Here is a 16,584-nt window from a genome sequence, read left to right as displayed (position 1 = left end):
CTTATCCTTCCGTTCCTGGTGTATCTGATAATACCCAAGTCAATGTGGTTGTGTAGCTAACGGCATCTTTTGGGGTGCTGCCTGGTACAGAAAGTGCGACTGCTTTGGTAATATCGGCTTGTACTTCTTGATCATCTTTGTCTATTTCAGTGATCGACTCAACGCTTCCCCAAGCATTGACCCATGTCCCAGCACCTGTTTGATTTGCTGCGGTCATCACCACTGATTCAGCACCGGCTGCATCCAACGTGATCGTTGCTTCTGCCACTGGAGCAGTGACGCCAATCGCATTTGATTTAACGGCAGGGCTTGTTAGAGTGATGACAGAACCAGTCAATTCTTGATTCAACGTCGATTCATTTTTGAATTGACCATTTTGCTTCACAGACAACCGCCAACCGGCATTACTACCGCGATTATCAGTTACTTGGACATAATTGGCAGTTTTTAATGCAGAAGCTGTGCCATCGTCATTCAAGTACCCTTGTGCTCGTGCATAATAAACTTCGTTTTTATTGGAGATTTTATTGACACCAAAATCTAAGCTAGAGGCATAATCGATCGATAACGGGCCATTTGTTCCAGGGTTTGGTCCATCGGGATCGGTTGGATCCACAGGATTGACCGGGTTTTCTGGATCTGGGTTTTCTGGATTGACTGGGTTCGTCGGATCGGTATTTGGAATAAAATCAACCGCCCCATTTGAGGTGTAAGAAGCCGCTTCGGCTGCTGAAACCTCGGTTGCTGCACTCGCTGCTGCCAATACGGCAAGACTTAAAAAGACCCATGCTGTTTTTTTCATTTCTATTTGACACTCCTTTATCTTTTTTACTGAAAATCAGTGATTCTAATTGCTTTCAGGGACATTCTTTAAATTCCAAGTCAATGTCGTCCGATACTCTTTGGCTAATTTTACGGAACTGCCTGGCACGTTTAATTTTACTGCTGTTGACCCTTCCGTTGCATCGTTCCCAAACTTGTAGATCCAAGTGCCCATTCCTTTTCCGACAGGTGCGTTGACCAAGGTGATTTCACTATCGGGTACAAAGGTATGACTTGCAGTAACTGTTGGTGCATACTGCATATCGGTGACTGAAGTTGCTGCACCTGAGGCGATCGACAATGAAGCGCCAACTAGCTCTTCGTCATCAGCCGTTTTGAATTGTCCGTTTTGCACAACACTCAATGACCAACCTTCTTGTGTTCCTCGTTTATCTGTTACTTGCACATAGTTTGGTCCAGCAGCGCCAGCTGTGAACTCTTGCAGCTGTGCGTAATAATCTTTTGTTTCAGAAGTGATCAGTTGGTTGCCAAATTGAAAACTTGAAGCAAAATCGATCGATAATGGTCCAGCTGTTCCAGGGTTTGGTCCATCTGGATCGGTTGGATCGACGGGATCCACTGGTTTTTCTGGATCGGTCGGATCAACTGGATTGGTTGGATTCGGGTCCGCTTCAAAAGTGATTGCTCCATTTGAGGTGTATTCAGCGGCATTAACGGTTGTTGGTAACAGAGCAGTGCTCATCAATAGAATGCCTGCCGTCAAGAAAAGTTTTTTCATTTTTTGTTCTCCTTTTGATTAAAATGATTCCTGCTGCCAACAAAACGACGAGACCACTGCTTTGATAGCTATTAAAGTGATCCGACCCTGTTGCAGGCAGAATGTTGTTGCCTGTTTGATTTACTTGTTTATTCCCTGGCTGTTCTTTTACGGGCTCTTCTGGCTCCTCAACTGGTTCTTCATAGACGCCGAAAAAGGAAGTAATGCCATTGCTGTCATAGGCACCTGCTTCGGCTGCTGAAACGAGCTGAGGAAACATTAATAGACAGCCAGCAATAATACCGATCATGATTTTTTTCATTTATTTTCCTGCCTTTATGGGTTGCCAGGTGCCGAAACCAGCTGCCAGCTCAAGGTTCCTTGATAGTCCCCGACTTTTTGCTGTTCGACTGGAACGGTAAGCTTGATTCCTTCATTCTGACTTTCGCCCCAGTGCTGATTCACGACGTATGTGCCATTTTCTGTCAATTCCGTTTCCTCGATGATCATTTCCCCACTGGTTATCATCTGTTCTTGACCGTTTGCCACAAAGCGGAAGACATCGGTTAATTGATCTGTCCCATCCGTTAATGGCTGTTGCTCTTTGACCGTCAAGCGCCATGGACTCCGTTCGGACCCTCTCGTATCTTTCACCGCTAGCTCGCCTGTGATCGTTGGCCAATAATCTTGTGTTTCTGTGGCAACTTTCTGCTGCCCAAAATCAAAGTCTGTTGGCACACTGCTTAAAATAAGCTCGCCGACAACTGCGACATTGACGACTTTTTCTGCCCGTTGACTGCCTGTTTCATAATGGTAAGCCGTTGATACATTTTTCAACAGCTCATCTTCCGTTGCTTGCTGGATCGCGGCAAAAGCTTGCGGATCGACAGTCGGTGGTACATTTGCCCGATTATCTGCAAAAATCGTGGTTGCTTGGGTATAGTCTGCCAAAGCGGCTTCATCTGTCAGCGCCGTTGCTTCTGGTAAGGTCAAACGGACATCTTTTGCATAGACGGCAAATTGCCGATCAGCAGAAATGACACTTTCATTTTTGACCACCACCAGATTCACGGTAGTTTCTGCCTGATTCTGATCGTTTTCCCCTACTGAAAAAGTGATCGCTTGTTTGCGGTAGACCGCTGTTTCTAACGGTTCTTGAATCGCAGCTAAGACCTCATCTGTCAGCGTATCCTTAAAGAAAGGACGCCCGCTGGCTTCGAGATAAGTCACGGCTTGTTCTTTGGTCAGCGATTGTGCCTCTTGTTCTGTAATGATCACATTGCGGGCTTGGACTTCCGCCTTATTTGAGTAGCGGACACTGATATCGTAACTATACTCCCCATCAGGACTCGTCCAGTCAACTGGTTCTGAATCTGGTTGTTCCGTCAACTGCTGATCCGTGCTATCCAGCTTGCTGGATTTGATTTGACCGGCATAGACCCATGAACCGGACGTTTGGGTTTCTGGTGTAAACGTCAATGTTGGCAATTCCGTTACCGTGTAGGGAATCAATAAACGCCCTTTTTGCACCTGTGTCCCCGCCTGCTCAGTTCCCCATGCTTGCAAGGTCAGCGGCGTATTGTTCTCTTTGACTGCCGTTACATTGTGACTAATGGCGCCAATCCCGTTAGCGACTCCCGGTGTTTCGACTTCGTAGTTAATGATCGAACCTGGTATCGCAATACCGTACCCGTTGGCTGCATTGGTCACATCGTTGTCCCCGATGAAGGTTTTCCCAGTCGCTTTTTCGATCCCGCTGAAGTTGATTGGCGTGATCGCTGCAGCATTAGCAGCAGTTGGATTTATAGTCAGTACTTGATAGGCACTAACCGCACCAAACCACGTCCCTTGACTGTTGACTCGAGAACCTGCATCATTGGTCGTCGTTTTCAGCCACGTTAAATGATCTTTGTCCGCATCTGGTGTTGCGAAATCTGAAAGATTGATTCGCCCCGTTCCCGGCGGTGACTCAATCGTCCCTTTGTCTTCCACCGTTAACTTCGCGCCTGAAATCAAATTCGTTGCGGAAGAAATACCGATACCGGCATCCTTGGAAAGATGGATGTCACCGAACTGATGATAGGTCGTTGCGTGATTCGCAGCAGTGGCTGAACGGCCATTTTTGATGTCTCCCCCATTGGCCATTAGCTTGATGCCGTTTGTCACATTCAATTCGGTAAAGTTGACGATTCCCAGACCCGTCACAGCGATTGGATCAGTTTGATAAGAAGCTGTCCCATCAACATTTTCACCAAAGCTCATTCGTATTTGATTCGTACTGTTATTTACGATGGTATTCGTTAAGTCACTTGCTGTAGCAGAATTACCACCAGAGATACCATTGATACTTTTCGCACCTTGAACATTCACAAGGACATCTTTTAAGATACGACTATTAGCTACATTGGGATAATTTGTAGCATAAAGGGTTCCAATACTTGACCCTTCTGCTTGAATATTCATATTAATCTTCCCACTTCGTCCGTTCCCTGCTGAACCTGTTGGTCCTCCATCACCAAAGATTATCGCACCATTTAAAACATCAGAGCCAGCAGCGGTAAGAATATTTACAGTAATCGTATTATTCTCATCAGTTCCTAACGTCGTATTGTTACCTGGTGGTCTTCCACCTGAAATATTTGTTCCTGAAGGCAAGCGGAACTGCCCTTGATAGTTTCTCAAATCAATCGTTAAATTGGCATTTCCAAGTAAAGATCCCACACTGGTGATTCCTCCTGAAAATCCATTGGAACCAGTTCTAGGCGTGCCAGAAAAATCCCCACCATAGACAAACATATTTGAGTCTCCAGTGACCGTATGATCTGAGCTAGAACCATATGACGCTCCCATTGAAGCATTGATAACTCCATCATGGACTGTTACAGAAACATCTCCAACAATTTTTTTGTCATTCCAGCCACCACCGGATAAAAACCAGTCAACTTGTCCATCATATACAGTTGCAGTTCCATTTCCAAATACACGGCCGCCTTCATACCCTGTACCTTCCAAGGTGTCTACGATCCCGGCTTTTAGCGTAATATTCGTATTCCCTTCAACTACACCTGAAAACAAACCACCATAGGTTCTTCTGGCTATAGCATTGTTGATTACTGTATGCGTATCTCCTTTGATATAGATCGTCCATGTATCTCGACCTATAACTAAGCCGCCGCCAGCAATATCAAAGTCTCTCTGATTGGCAAAACTATTGCGGGTTGATGAATAATATAACTCCGATGCACTTCTTTGTGCTCCAGTATAAACAAGCCCTTCTCCGCCCAAAGAACCATCTTCATTGCTGGAACCTACTTCAATGGTGGCGTTTCCTTCAACATAACCACCTACTCCAGCAGCTGTCGTTCGCCATAAATCTTGATTACCAAAAGACCCACTTACCAGATGTGAGTGAATATCGCCTATAATCTTGTACTGTGCATTATTGAATGCTAAAATTGCACGCTCTTGTGGTGAATATGCATCATAAATTGTTTCATTAGACCCGCCTAACAAAGCTTTAGTCAGTCTTGATGCATCGGTACCACCACCACCATCAAAATTCCCCATACCGCCCTGTGTCGGATTGAGACCTGCCTTAACAGTATTTGATATGTTCCCAGTAACAACTCCTGTGTACCTATTAGCACCAACAAAATTAGGACCATATGTCGCATATTGACTTGCATCTAATCGATTCGTTATAGCAGGTTCACCTGTGGAAGAACCAATATTTCCATAACCTGATCCGCCGACAAACGGTCCTCTGTTAGCCCAACCACCGCTACCTGATAAGTCATTGGTTATTGATCCAGATACATCGCCATACAAAACACCGCCATAATAGTTACTAAAGCGAAATGAACTACCTAAACTATCAATTTCAAAGGTATTTTTGATTTCTCCTGTTACATTCGCAGTATTCGAACTATTGGTACCAACACCGCCACCATAGAAGTTTGTCAATGTCCCATTGATTCTCTTGATTATATTGGTGACATTTCCTACAACGGTACCGATATTTGCTCCACCTGTAATAGTGTTTATTCCAGAAACAGTGTTATTGATTACAATTGTTGGATTCCCAGTCAATGTACCACCGCTTTGATTCCCACCATAGATGTTCCAAGTTCCTGAACCTGTCGCATTTATAGTGATCGTCGGATTTCCAGTAAGGTCGCCATTGTTGCTTCCCCCATAAATTGCAAGGCCATTGCCGGTGGAACCACCGTTCAATGAAAGACTATGCCCATTCATGTACATAGTCGTACCCGTATAAATGAGGTTTCGAATCACTACATCAGAACCGAAGTAGATTGCCGATCCAAGTGCAACCGTTCGGCTTCCAGAAGTAACGGTTGTTGCATCTGTGATGGGATCATCGCCATGTCCTGTGATGATCAAGCGGCTGACTTTTCCTTGTAGCGCATAAAAAGTCATGTTCGTATTATCGATTGTGTCAGGAATCGTCTTTGAAGTCAGATTCGTTGGCAGTGACAACGATCCACCCGAACCAACATACAAAGCAAATTCTTGACCATTGCCGTTTTGATACATATCAAACAACGCTTGACGAATCCCTTCAGCACTATTGGTATATTCCGCATATGCTGAATCATCTCCAGCTGGACTTGGTACAGCGATCACTTTCGTTTTATCGGCTTCTGCAATGATCTCTTTGATCGATTGTTCTGCCAACGAGATGTTCGCCGCTCTTGCCTTAACCGACGGTTTAAAAACAGCAGTCAAGGTTTGATTCTCCGTGAGAATCAATTCGGTCAGTACTTGACTTGTATAGACCGTGCCATCTAACGACCAACCTTCAAAAGCAGTATCATCTTCAAAAACTGGCAAATCACTTTCTTTTAGTGCTTCCCCTTTGTTTTTGCTGATCTGAGTGCGGGTTTCCCCGGTAGCAAATACATGCTCCGTGTCTGTCAGAAAGGTCACCTGTACTTCTTCTGCAGCTTCCGATGAAGCATCTGTTTCAGCTGAAGCTGTGTCAGTGGCTACTGTAGACGAATCTGTCGAAGTAGGTCCACTAGATTCTTGCACTTCCGTTTCCTTCGTCTCTTCCAGACTGTCGATCGATGAAACGACGGGGTCAGAAGAAGACATACTTTGTTCTTCACTTGTTTTTGTAACACTTTCGGCTTGTGCCACTACCATTGCATATGAAAAACACGGACCTGATGTTAGTAGAAAAACAAGTAAAGTTGTTAAAAACCGTTTCACTTTATCCCTCCTATCTAAAAAAAATAAACGTATCGCGCAGTGCACGCCCTGTGTTACAACTCTTAGTCTAGCGAGTTGACGAAAGAGAATTATAATTCTTTTTTTCTTTCATTCAAAATTATGATTATAATTTTTTTTTCATAATTTCTATTTATGAGATTTACTTAACCTACAGTTACTTTTTTCTAATCCATCGAAAAAAATCCAAATAATAAATATAAAAATCAATTATTTTCTAAAATATGATTTCTCCTTCATAAATCATACAAAAAACGAAGGATAAATCAACACTAAAAATTAAAGTTAAATGAGAAAAATAAATAGAAAGTTAAAATATTTGACAAAAACTAATGTTCCAAAGGTCTTTTATATAAGCCAAAAATAGTAAGTTAAAAGAACGCTTCCCGTCTTCTCTCCGTAGCTAATGATAATGTTATAATCAAAAAATGAATAAAAAACGTTATTTAAAAAATTCAGCACACATAAAATAACAAAATAAAAAATATTATTTTTTTTATAAATCACTGATTTCGATAAAAAAAGGAGTGTTATCGTTTGAAATAACGCAAAAAAAGCCTCAAACAGCGTACCTTGTTTGAGGCTTTTTCAACTATTTTTCCTTTAATGGATCAATTAAATAAATGATCCACCATCCACAAAAGTGGTATAAATATGCTCGTCCGCCACTGGTTCCCCTTGGATCGATTGTACGATTTTCTCAGCTGCAACCATCCCCCATCGATGTTTCGAATAGGAGATCGTCGCTAAGCGCGGCTGCACAAAAGCGCCTAATTCCGTGTTATCAAACCCGATGATGCGGATCTCTTTTCCGATGCGATAGTCGGTCTCGCGGACATATTTGTAGACACCGATCGCCATTTCATCATTGAAGGCAAAGATATCAATGGGAAACTGGGGATCATTTGCTAAGAGCTGTTTTGCCGCTCGATAACCAGAAGGTTCCGTGAAGTCACCAGGAATGACTTCATAAGGAATACCAAAGCGCGTCAATTCTTTCGTACTGGCTTCCAAGCGCTCCCGACTGTCGTAGCCTTTTTCTGGCCCTGCTAAGAGGAAGACTTTTTGGCTTTGTCCAGCGATCAAGCGATCGATCGCCAGCGCCGCCCCTCCTTTATTGTCTAACAAGACTTGATGGATATTTTCATGAGACAAGACACGGTCTAACACGACGATTTGATGTCCTCGTTGGGCGTATTGCTCGATTTCCTTTGCTGGAAACGTCCAATCCAAAATGATGGCACCGTCCACCATCCGCTCAGGAATAAACAAGTGTGATTTCTTGCCGCTGCAGACGATCATTTCATAGCCAAAAAGTTCCAACCCTTTCTTGATGCCATCTAGCAATTCCCCATAAAAACTTCCGGCATAATCGGCGAGATAAACACCGATGATGTTGGTTTGTCTGCGTTTCAGTGTGCGAGCAGCCATGTTCGGAACATAGTTCAATTCGTTTGCGATCGCTTGAATCCGCGCACGGGTTTCCTCGGTCACTTTTGGACTGCCATTCAATGCATACGAAACGGTGGATATGGAGACACCCGCTTTTTGGGCAATATCTTTGATTCCTACCATGGCTTCTCCTTTCTTAACGATAGATATCGATCGTATTGGTTTGGTTTTCGTTTAATTGGGCGCAAAGCGCTGCTTTCTTCAGGACAAACGCACCTTGACGGTAGCGATTTTCCGTAAACTCAGTGGACATTTCTTCCCCGTTGATCAATACTTTCGGCGTACTTGCCGAATGATAGACGATTTCGACTGGCCGATCAAAGAGTCGATATGTCAGAGTCAATCCTGCTAATTCCGCTGGCAAGACAGGATCAAGTTCAACGTGATCAACAAAGGTACGAATGCCTAACACATTGCTGATCAACTGATTCATATAGATCCCCGGTCCACTAGAATAGATGCGCCAGCCGCCTTTGACGCCGACTGTTGCCTCCTTAAGTTTACCAAAATTTTCTTGGGCTTCAACCCTTGTTTTGAAATCGCCATCAGAACTACTGAAATACGCATTTGCTTGACGGATTTCCGCATTTTCGACCCGTTGAGCGATTTGGATCGGATTAATGACCCCAAGTGCTTGCCAAGTCTCTTCTTCTCGACCTAATTTCGCCATGGCCTCTGTAAAGCGGATGTGGGCGTGAACGTACTGTAAACCGATTTCTCGTCCAAAATTGGCTGCTTGTTCTGCCCGCTTGAAGTTGGTGCTGACACCACCCGCATAAGTCGCTGGACGATTCATCAAGCGCACCCCATCTGGAAATTGCAAATGCTCCTTGATGATCGCCACATGATGATCGGCTTGTTCGGGAGATAACAGCTCGCCGATCATGCTTTGCTGCATCGGCAGCAAGCGGTATTGGATACCGGTTTTCTTGTCAGTCGGATGGACCATCAGTTCCACGTGCTCGCTATCTTCCATATAGACAAATCCTGGCAAAGTCCCATCAGCTAACATGTATTTTTCAAAGTCATGTTTGATTCCCGCAGACAGTTCCGTTAAATGTTTGGCATACTCTGGGTCAACTGACTGCAACTGGCTGGCTAATTTTTTCAATACTTCATAGGTCAAGGCAACGGTCCAGCTGCTGGCCATTTGTTTCTTTAACTTACTGTTATTTGGCTGCAAGGTGTCATCCCAATCGCCATCACCATAACAAGACAGGTACGTTCCTTCCAAGAAGTTCGCTTCGATATACGCCACTTCTTTTTTCAAATGATCAAACAAAGAAGCTTTGGTCTTGGTTTTCAAGAAGGTCGCGCGATCCGTATAAGGCAGTTCTTTTTCCAAAATCGCGAAATCTTTAGTTTTTTCGAGATAGTCACTAACGACTTTCATTGGCCAGACGATCACATCTCCGTGGCTCTCATCAGCTTTTTGTTTCTCATAGCGATCAAACATAAACCATTGTGGCCAGTTGCCGTCATCTGCAAATTGATTTTCAAACAAATGCTCGATGATGGATGCCACCATCTCAGGACGATTGAGGGCTAAGAAATACTCAGTCGGTCCTTGGGAAACGTCTCGAGTCCCCCAAGCAGCACCACCGTACTGTTCAAGGCCATGAGGAGACAAGTAATGAACAAGCATATTGTGGGTGTACCAACGTGCCAAGTGATTGAAGGATACGACGTCCGCCTGCGAATGTTTCAATTCAAACTGATTCAACAAATCATCGACAAAGGCCGTATAGGCAGTGTCTTCTTGCTGGCGATCTAACGGTTCCAAAACAAAGGGTTCACCGGTCAATGTGCCTTGGATCACGAAGGAAACCGTCGACTGTTCTGCGAAGGTCAATACGGTCGTGCTATCGCTGGTTGCTACATTGAAGATCGCTTCATCGGTCAGTTCAAAAGGTTGTGCTGCATGGAGATAATACGTCAATTCTGGATAAGTTTCCGCAATCGGTGAATCCGCTGTTCCTTTGATGGTGAGCAATTGCTGGTCTTGCGTAATGGTAACAGTCGGTACCGCTTCATCGATCCCCATCACAAATTGATTAGTGATGGCCCAGGTGTAAGCACGACCTTGTTCACTAGTGATGGTGGTTGCAATCGTGCGTCCATTTGCTTTCGTGAAGGTCGTTACTTGAATGACATCATCCGCTGTTTTGTAGTACCACGTCGCCGAATTTAAGCCCATTTCAAAGGCAGATGGCATCGTTAAAATCCGCCATTGATCGCCGTCTTTCAGATAGATCCGCTGACCGGAACGTTTGAAAAGATTCAATGAGTTGCGGCTATTACTCAACAATTTGTTCATGTTCGTATTGCCTAATACGATTTGGGAGTTAAACATCCCCGTCATGTAAACAGTCGTGCTCAAAATGGGTTGATCGACGATCAACTCTTGTCCGCTCATCAAAATATGCCCATGGGAGCGTTCCATCTGCCCTTCCTTTTCCTTCAACACGACATGGTGATAATCAGGGGTAAAAAAGGAATAAAGCTGTTGGTCAACGATTTCCACTGCTTCTTGCTGAGGAAATCGCTCGTTGATTTCTTCTGTGGTAAATGTCAGCCCTGTGAGCGGTCGACCGAAGTTTTTTCGAGCCTGCGCCGTTGCCTGCAACGAGTCAAAGGACAAGGCTTGATACGTTTCTTTCAACGTTTCAAGTGCAAACTGCGGTTCATTGACTGCCGTCGCTTGATTGGCTTTGACCGCTGCGTAAAAAACGATTTCCGTAGGTGTCTCACTTATTGTCAACCATTGCGTTTGCAGTGCCGTATAGGCAAATTCGTATTGATACACTTCATTGGCTAATGTCTCTTGGCTGAGTGCAGCTGGTTGATTCGTTTCTTTGTAGCTGCGACCGAAAAATTGATAGCCATCCGTCGAGAAGCCTTTTAAGGCTTGGAAGCTGCCCTGTTCCACCAATGGAAATTGACCATTTTGTGGTTGATTTTGGCGAGAAGATAGCACGATTCGATCCTTATCATGGCTAACATGATGGTCGATATATTGCGAAACATAGGCTTCATTGGATTGAACAGCCCCTTTGGCTGCGTTACCAAGATCTTGTCCGTAAACCAATTCCGCTTCCCCAGAACCACTCAATTGAACTCGCCAGAACCAGCAATCTTGTGCCAATTGGAAATCTACTTGGTAACTGATAGACTGGTACGTTCCAGTCCAAGTCAGCTGTTTGTCTGAGTAAGCAAAGGCACTGTCAGCATTTGAGCCGATCAAGGGAATGAAGTGCCATTCCCCCGCTTCACGCAGTCGTAGATAGATTTGATTCAAACTGCCATCTAGCGCATTCCCATTCAATTGATTGATCATCACATCGTGACTTTGGATCTCATATAAATCACCGTTTGGTAAAAACGTCACGGTCGTATTTGCATTATTCATCACTATTTTTTTCGTCATAGAAACCTTCCTATCTTACCTAACTAATTGCAGGGTTGTTTGTTGGGTGTCTCGGCTGTTCCCACCAATCATGATGTGGAATTTCCCAGGATCACTGCTTGCTTGTTGGTTGCTGTGGACATAGCGCAGCAGTTCTTCCGTGATCTCAAATTGAACGGTTGTTGATTCGCCAGCTTCTAGCCAAATTTTCTTAAAGCCTTTCAGTTCTTTCACTGGGCGAACCACTTCACCGACTAAATCGCGAATGTAGCATTGGACCGTTTCCCAGACTGCTGCTGTTCCTTGGTTCGTAACAGTGATGGATGCCGTGACTGTTTGATCTTTGGTCATGGTCGGCTGATCCAACGTCACCGTAGAATACGCAACTGGGCTATAGCTCAAGCCGAAGCCAAATGGATATTTGGCATAATTGGAGACATCCAAATATTTTGAGACATATTTTTCATCCGGTGCACTTTCATATGGACGACCGGTATTGTCAACGTTGTAATACACAGGGACTTGTCCAACGGTTTCCGGGAATGACATACTCAAGCGGCCGCTTGGATTGTATTCTCCCCACAAGATCTGAGCAAGTGCGTTTCCGCCTTCGGTTCCAGGGAACCAAGCCTCGACGATCGCTTTGGCTGCATCAACCCCTTGCAAGTCAAGAGGACGACCGTTATAAAGGGTTACGATCAATTGCTCGTTGTATTCTTTCAAGGTTTCAACCAAGGACAATTGGGCTTGCGGCAAACGAATGTCGCTGCGGCTGGCAGCTTCACCGCTCATCCATTCTTGCTCTCCTAGCGCTAAGACAACTTTATCCGCTTCTTTCACTAATTCGATCGCTTCTTGGATCGCTGCTTCAGACGGCGCAAAATAATCAAAGGGCTCTTGACCGATCAACAGATCCGCACCCAAGGATTGAGCCCCCGCCACTAACGTCACCACTTCTTCTTGTTTCCCTTGCCAAGACCAAGCACCTAATAGATCACGGGAGTGAGCACCCGGGCCCACAATCGCCACTTTTTCGGTTTTCTGCAACGGCAGGACACCTTCATTTTTCAACAACACCATTGATTTCTTTGCGATATCTCTGGCGATCTCTCGGTGTTCTTGAGACAGAACAGTGGCTGCTTCAGCGGCTTCATCAGCACCGCGGTATGGATTTTCAAATAGACCTAGTTCATTTTTCAAGGTCAAGATTCTTAGCACGGCTTCATCGACTAAGGCTTCCTCAACGGTGCCTTCTGCGATCAGCTCTTTCAAGTTATCAGTGTAGCAAGTCGTCATCATCTCGATATCGACCCCAGCTTTGATGGCTAATTCAGCGGCGTGTTTTTCATCTTCCGCTGCGCCATGGGCGATCACTTCTTTGATTGCTGCCCAGTCAGAGATCACAACGCCTTCAAACCCGAATTCTTCTCGCAAAACATCGCGGAAAAGCCAGCGATTGGCTGTTGCTGGAATACCGTCCACCGTATTGAAGGAGGTCATCACCAGTTTGGCACCGGCATCAAGGGCCGCTTTATAGCCCGGTAAATAACTTTCTCGCAGTTGGCGTTCTGACATATTGACCGTGTTGTAATCGCGACCGCCGATAGCCGCACCGTAAGCCGCAAAATGTTTGACACACGCAGCTACGCGGTTGAAATCTGTTCGCAGATCATCCCCTTGATAGCCTTTGACAAATGCTTCAGCGAAGCGACTGTTCAAGTAAGGATCTTCCCCCGTCGATTCCATGACACGGCCCCAACGTGGGTCTCTTACTAAGTCCACCATCGGTGAAAAGGTCACATGCAAGCCAGAAACAGCTGCTTCTTTGGCAGATACTTCCGCCATCTTCTCCGCTGCTGCCAAATCCCATGAACTACCTAATCCTAATGGAATCGGAAAAATCGTCCGAAAGCCGTGAATGATGTCCGCCATCAATATCGTCGGGATATTCAAGCGGTTATTTTCGATATACTCTTTTTGGACGCGGATCGCTTCTTTTGCACCAGAAACACCTAGCGTTGTTCCCGCATTGTTGATGTTCTCTTGTGTCAGTCCTAAGTCGCCCATTGGGCCGGTTTTCTCTTCTGCTTTATCTGAATAAAAAGCCGCCGCCAGTTGCAGCAACTGATCGATTTTTTCATCTAAGGTCATTTCTGAAAGTAGTTCGGTTAATTTCTGCTGTTCCATTTTTATTCATCCTTTGCTTTCTTCAAATTGGACTTCTGCTTCTAAAGGGAAATGATCGGAAGGAAAACGACGATCACAAGAATCCGTTAGACAGGCGGTTTTGACCACCGTGAAGCCTTTCGTATAGATATAATCAATTTCTTCTAGTTCTTGCCATGGTAACGTATAAATAAAATTTTGATAGGAGCCTTTGGGTCCGTGATGAGGCTTTTGTCCGTGTTCTTTGGCATTTCGAAAACGCTGCTCTAAGTACCGATGCACCCGCTCGGTTGGTTCCGCATTCAAGTCGCCCATCAGCAATACAGGATAGCGTTCGATTTGATCTGCCAGCTGCTCAAAGATCACTTTCATCCCTTCAAAACGAGCCATTTCTGAAATATTATCTAAATGGGTCGTGATGACAAGAAACGGCGGATTCTTTTTTTCCTGTAAGACAGCCCAAACACATAAGCGTGAATAGGCAGCTTCTGGATGAATACTTGGTTCAGTCGGTGTCAATGACAACCAAAACGAACCTGAAGCTAATAACTCGAAAGCCTCTTTTTGATAATACAGTCCGATGCCTTCGCCTAAGCCATCACCATCTCGTTCAGCCGTGACGGAAGCATACTGCGCTAACTTTGCTAAATCTGCAAATTGGCTGGGACGAGCTTCTTGGATCGCCAGAACATCCCAGTCGTAGTAATCGATCAAGGAGCAAACCGCCTCCGATCGATAGTGCCATTGCCATTCTTGGTCATAGTCGGTATCGACTCGTAGATTGTAGGTTGCTACTTTCATCTTCATTCATTTCCTTTGAGTAATTTTTTGATTTGCTGCATTTCACGACGGATTTGTTTCGCTTCGCCGCCGCCATGCCCTTTATTTAAGTAAATACGCAATTCTTTCGGTCCAGGAATCTTTTTATAGGAAACGAAGAAATCTTCCATGGGACAGATCGGATCAGCACTGCCGACCGATGTATAAACAGGACCAGTTATCTGATGAGCAAAATACTTCAAATCAAAATAACTCATGACTTGATAGATCGTTTCCCGCATTTCTGGAAATTGTTCGATATACTCTTGAATCACCTGGTAACTTCCTGTTTTTTGTTCGATCCGATGGACAAGATTGGAGTGGCTTGGCACATCGGCAAACGTCGCAAAAATCGGGACGTTCGTTAATGCGTTGACCAATAAGGCGATGCCGCCTCCTTGCGAGCCGCCTCTTAAAATAATCCGCTGCGGATCGATTTCCGGTATCTGTTGAAGGACTTCTAGTGTGCGCAAACTATCTGCGACCAATCGCTTCATATAAAAATCTTCTTTTTTCAAGATGCCGCGTCCAAAAGGTGCTTCATGCTGCGTGGTTTCATAGGGAACCTGATCTTGCGTGCGTCCCCCTTGTCCACGATTGTCGATGACAAGACAGCCGCAGCCGATCAGTAACCAATGAGCGAATTGGAACGGTTCTTGCACATGATTCATATAGCCTAAAAAATCAATCACGATTGGACAATCTGCCGCTTGTTCTGGCAGCAGCAGATGCCCATAGATCGTTTCATTACCAAGACTTTGAAAAGAAATCGTAAAACAATCGATCCCTTTTAGCAAAGGTGTTTGTTTGGTTCTTTCAAAGGCTAGCGGAAGGGCGTCAAGTTCTTGTTGGACCGAAGCCCAAAAACAGGATCGATCAGTTGCGGTCGATTCAGTCATTTGCCTCTCCCCCCTTCGCTAATACTTTATTGAAAAACAACACCTGTACAAAGGCTGAGCCTGAAATGCCTAAACAAACAAATAAGAATAGGTTTACTTTGCTGCACAATACAAAAACAATGATTGGGATCACCAGTAAAATGATCGCATTCGCCGTACTGCTAAGAACCGCATATGCCGTTTCTTTCGCTGTTTCTTGCAATGATTGCGCAAACAAACTGTACAAGAGAACGAACACGACGAGATACAGCGCAGCCAAGCTGACGAGGATCACGGCTAAAACGCCAAAGTAAGGTGTAAGCATCATCAAGGAATAGATCAAACCGGCAAAGACTGCGACATACGCAATAACAAGACCTTCTAAGAAGAGACCACGTTTGAGGTTGCTTAAGAATGCTTGCTTGTATCGTTGCCAAATCGGGACATCTCGTTCCTTGTACAATTGATCGATCGTCCGATACAGCGCGATCAATGCTGGCCCTGCGAGAATCAGCGTCATTGCTGGAATCATAAAGAGAAAACTAACAATGATCATATCTGCTAGAAAAGCAAAGACCCGATAGTACCATCCTTCATAAGAAAATAGTCGATTCATTATGATCCTCCAATCAAAACTTGCTGATTTGTGCTGCGGGTGCTGCGTAAACCTGTTTTTTGCCTTCTTGTGATTTTGGGTCGTTTCTCAACGTACGGTTTTCTGGGTTGCAGGTTTCACTGCGTGAGCCAGTCGCAGTGATTCTTTGTACGGACACTACGCTCCCTGCAGTCGCCTAGTACTTTGAAACATCAGATTTTGCGCAAAGTGCGCGCAAAACCTGTGTTTCTTTGGTTGGTCACTACGCTCCTTACAGTCGCCTAGTACTTTTCATCATCTGCTCGTCTCCGCTTTCGCTTCGCCTACAGTTGCACTAAGTAAAACACACTAAGTGCAGCTTGCATGTCTCACTACGCGAGCCAATCGCAGTGCTTCTTTGTATGGACACTACGCTCCCTGCGGTCGCCTAGTACTTTTCATCATCTGCTCTGTCTCACTACGTGAGCCAATCGCAGTG

General features: G+C 44.9%; 11 protein-coding genes. All 11 read right to left on the bottom strand.

From position 1 onward, the window contains the following. Position 1: 1 nt before the first annotated feature. The 11 genes from ACIPK1_RS12480 to ACIPK1_RS12430 all read right to left on the bottom strand — a co-directional run bounded on the left by ACIPK1_RS12480 (position 2) and on the right by ACIPK1_RS12430 (position 16,284). Positions 2–802: a WxL domain-containing protein gene (locus tag ACIPK1_RS12480; RefSeq protein WP_301389310.1), complete on the bottom strand. Its 801-nt coding sequence runs from the start codon at positions 800–802 to the stop codon at positions 2–4. 45 nt (positions 803–847) lie between these two features. After that, positions 848–1,561, bottom strand: coding sequence for a WxL domain-containing protein (locus tag ACIPK1_RS12475; protein WP_016609549.1), 714 nt, complete (start codon positions 1,559–1,561; stop codon positions 848–850). Beyond that, positions 1,494–1,862, bottom strand: coding sequence for an LPXTG cell wall anchor domain-containing protein (locus ACIPK1_RS12470; protein WP_194199317.1), 369 nt, complete (start codon positions 1,860–1,862; stop codon positions 1,494–1,496). The genes ACIPK1_RS12475 and ACIPK1_RS12470 overlap by 68 nt, the downstream gene beginning before the upstream one ends. A 14-nt stretch (positions 1,863–1,876) precedes the next feature. Continuing rightward, positions 1,877–6,772: a hypothetical protein gene (locus ACIPK1_RS12465; RefSeq protein ID WP_301389311.1), complete on the bottom strand. Its 4,896-nt coding sequence runs from the start codon at positions 6,770–6,772 to the stop codon at positions 1,877–1,879. Positions 6,773–7,405: 633 nt separating this feature from the next. Continuing rightward, on the bottom strand, positions 7,406–8,365 hold the full coding sequence (locus ACIPK1_RS12460) for a LacI family DNA-binding transcriptional regulator (RefSeq protein ID WP_005227180.1): 960 nt from the start codon (positions 8,363–8,365) through the stop codon (positions 7,406–7,408). 13 nt (positions 8,366–8,378) lie between these two features. Continuing rightward, positions 8,379–11,669 carry a GH36-type glycosyl hydrolase domain-containing protein gene (locus tag ACIPK1_RS12455; RefSeq protein ID WP_301389414.1) on the bottom strand — a complete coding sequence of 1,097 codons (3,291 nt, stop codon included), beginning with the start codon at positions 11,667–11,669 and terminating at the stop codon, positions 8,379–8,381. Between the two features lie 15 nt (positions 11,670–11,684). Continuing rightward, positions 11,685–13,835 (bottom strand): glycoside hydrolase family 3 N-terminal domain-containing protein, encoded by a 2,151-nt coding sequence (locus ACIPK1_RS12450; RefSeq protein WP_005232371.1) that lies wholly within the window; start codon positions 13,833–13,835, stop codon positions 11,685–11,687. Between the two features lie 6 nt (positions 13,836–13,841). Beyond that, positions 13,842–14,621 carry an endonuclease/exonuclease/phosphatase family protein gene (locus tag ACIPK1_RS12445; RefSeq protein ID WP_301389415.1) on the bottom strand — a complete coding sequence of 260 codons (780 nt, stop codon included), beginning with the start codon at positions 14,619–14,621 and terminating at the stop codon, positions 13,842–13,844. Continuing rightward, positions 14,618–15,532, bottom strand: coding sequence for an acetylxylan esterase (locus ACIPK1_RS12440; RefSeq protein WP_086316813.1), 915 nt, complete (start codon positions 15,530–15,532; stop codon positions 14,618–14,620). Before ACIPK1_RS12440 ends, ACIPK1_RS12445 begins: the two co-directional genes overlap by 4 nt. Continuing rightward, on the bottom strand, positions 15,525–16,127 hold the full coding sequence (locus ACIPK1_RS12435) for a DUF624 domain-containing protein (RefSeq protein WP_301389416.1): 603 nt from the start codon (positions 16,125–16,127) through the stop codon (positions 15,525–15,527). The genes ACIPK1_RS12440 and ACIPK1_RS12435 overlap by 8 nt, the downstream gene beginning before the upstream one ends. Positions 16,128–16,140: 13 nt before the next feature. Continuing rightward, the gene (locus tag ACIPK1_RS12430) at positions 16,141–16,284 is read right to left on the bottom strand and encodes a hypothetical protein (protein WP_194199319.1); all 144 of its coding nucleotides are present in this window, start codon (positions 16,282–16,284) and stop codon (positions 16,141–16,143) included. Positions 16,285–16,584 lie beyond the last annotated feature (300 nt).

It is taken from the genome of Enterococcus sp. NPDC086594, from assembly GCF_044746145.1.
Lineage (GTDB): Bacteria > Bacillota > Bacilli > Lactobacillales > Enterococcaceae > Enterococcus_D > Enterococcus_D entomosocium.
This window is presented reverse-complemented; position numbering and strand designations above follow the sequence as displayed.